Annotated in this window: 1 protein-coding gene; it reads right to left on the bottom strand. The window is 70.9% G+C overall.

Features of this window, described 5'->3' with window-relative positions; translation table 11 throughout:
* The coding region (locus tag CRP51_RS30210) for a beta-ketoacyl synthase N-terminal-like domain-containing protein (protein ID WP_245880857.1) at nt 1–2,552 on the bottom strand (2,552 nt) is incomplete at its 3' end.
* Nucleotides 2,553–2,654: the final 102 nt, after the last annotated feature.

The raw sequence follows: 2,654 nt of genomic DNA, 5'->3' as shown, positions 1-2,654 counted from the left end.
AGCATCAAATTGACACCGGCCACCACCGCCACATCACACTCACCCGCCTGAAGACTCTGACACGCCTGATGCACCGCCACCAAACCAGAAGAACAGGCCGTGCTGATCAGCATCCCAGGACCGTCGAAGTTCAGGAAATACGCCAGACGGGACGCCAGAATGGAATTGCTGCTGCCGGTGACATTCCCCTCCTCACCGACCACATGCTGGTAGTCACCCTCCTCCGCGCCGACGAACACCCCGACGCGCTCACCGTTCAGCCGCCGTTCGCCATAGCCCGCGTCCTCCAACGCGTTCCACGACTCCTGCAACAACAACCGCTGCCGCGGATCCATCGTCTCCGCCTCGGCCGGCGAGATCTGGAAGAACAACGGATCAAACTCCGCCACACCAGGAACAAAACCAGCCCGCACCCCCTCCTCACCCGAACCACCCGCACGCCACCACTCCACCCGATCGGCCGGAACCCCACCGATCACCGACCGGCCCTCGGCCAACACCGACCACAGACCCTCGACATCCCGCACACCCGGGAAACGCCCACTCATCCCCACCACCGCCACCGGCTCATCCCCACCACGGATGCCACCCACCCGACGCGAACCCCTGCGGCGCACCCCCGAGGAGACCATCGCGGGCACCAGGACCGGCGAGGCGGCCACCACGTCGGCGTCCCGGTAGAACGCGGCCAACTCGTCGCCCCGCGCCTCCAGCAGATACCCGGTCAACCGCCGCAACGTCGGATAGCCGAAGAAGACATCCGGCGTCACCTCGAAACCGAAACGCCCCGAAAGCTCCTCGGCGAACGTCGCCAGATTGATCGAGTCAAAACCGAACTCGGCGAGATTCTCCGCCGGATCGACGTTCTCCCGGGGCAACTTCAGCACCGTGCACACCGCGTCCTGAAGCTCCCACAGGGCACACTCCTCGACCGACCAGCCGCGCATCTCACCGCGCCGCCCGGGACCGACCACCGCGACCTCGGCCGGCTCCTCCGACTCCCCGTCCGTGGAGACGTCTCCCCGTTCGACCGACTCGCCGTACTCGACCCCCTGGAGGGACCAGAGCACGCCACCCGAGGCGTCGCAGCCGTCGAGGTCCACGACCACCCGTCCGTTGCCCACCTCGGTGACCGTGGCCACCACGGACGAGGTCACGCCGCCGCGCGCGGCGAACGTCGACCGCCGGGCGCCCAGCAACGAAGCCGAGGCGAGCCGGCGGCCGTTCGCCTCCGCCACCGCCTCCAGCGCCGCCAGCGCGTCGCCCGGCTGGAGCACCACGTCGCCCCCGACCGTCGACCGTCCCGGCTCCAGCCGCACCAGCACCCGACGGCCCGACTCGCCCGCGTGAACGGCGGCGACGCGCCGCTGCTCCCCAGCGACCTCGACCGGCTCGGCGCAGAGCTCGGCCATCGCGTCCAGGTCGACCACCCGCGTCGACGCGTCCACCCGGCGGGCACCGCCCACGCCGTGGACGAACTCCAGCTCGGGGTCGTTCGGGTCCCCGGAGAGGACCTCCCAGCTCAGGCGGCCACCGGCCTGGCCCAGCAGCCCCACTTCCACGGCACCGCCGGCGGCCGGCACGCCCTCGTGCCACACCACGTCGCGCAGTTCGACCCCGCCCCCGTCCGTCGGGGACGAGCCGCCCACGGAGAGCGCCACCGAGGCGCGCACCATCTCCAACAGGGCGTCCGCCACCAGGACGCCGCCGGTGACAAAGGACTCCCGGCCGGAGAACTCGGTGACGAACCGCAGACCGCCCACGTCCGAGGCGTTCCGATGCACCAGCGGATGCAGCGCCGCCCCGCCCCGGGCACCACCGCCCGCGGCCGCCGGAACGCCGATGGCCAGGGCCGCGCCACCCGTGCCCGGCTCCGGCCGGTACGCGTCGGCGGCGAACGGGTAGCCGGGCAGCCGCAGTGCCGGCACGACCGCCGCGCGGCCGCCGCTCGGCACGCCGTAGCCCTGGCAGTAGAGGTCGGCCTGGGCCTGGAGATGGTCGCGGTACTGCGCGGACTCATCGATCGCGGCGGCGGCCTGTCCGGCCAGTTCGCCGACGAGTCGCTGAATGGCGGCGCGTGGCGTGAAGCCGCGCTCCACGGTGCCGGTGAAGACGTTCGGGTGGGACTCCCCCGCCCGCGCCTCACGGAGGACGTCGAGGGCGTCCTCCCGGTCGCGCACCACCACGGCGCAGCGGTGGGAGAAGTGCTGCCTGCCGTCGAGGAGTTCGACGCTGATCGCGGACAGGTGCCGGCCGGTGAGGGACGGGCGCTCGGCGAGATAGTCGATCAGATCGGTGATCCGCCGCTCCAACGCCTGCTGGCTGGTCGCGGAGAGCGCGAGCAGATGGGCGGGCCGGTCCGGCCACTCCGCGGCGCGGGCCGGGGCCTCGGCCTCGGTGTCATGGCTCTCGACGACGATGTGCGCGTTGGTGCCGCTCATCCCGAAGGCGCTGACGGCGCCTACCAGCCGACCGTCCTCGGGCTCGGGCCACTCCCGGGTCTCCCGGTTCACATAGAACGGGGAATCATCCCAACGAATGTAGTCGTTCACCTCGTCACAGTGAATGCTCGCCGGAATGGTCCGCTTCCGCATCCCCTGCACCAACGAGATCAGACTCACCACACCCGAACCCGCCAACGAATGCCCCACATT

The organism is Streptomyces zhaozhouensis, from assembly GCF_900230195.1.
Lineage (GTDB): Bacteria > Actinomycetota > Actinomycetes > Streptomycetales > Streptomycetaceae > Streptomyces > Streptomyces zhaozhouensis.
This window is presented reverse-complemented; position numbering and strand designations above follow the sequence as displayed.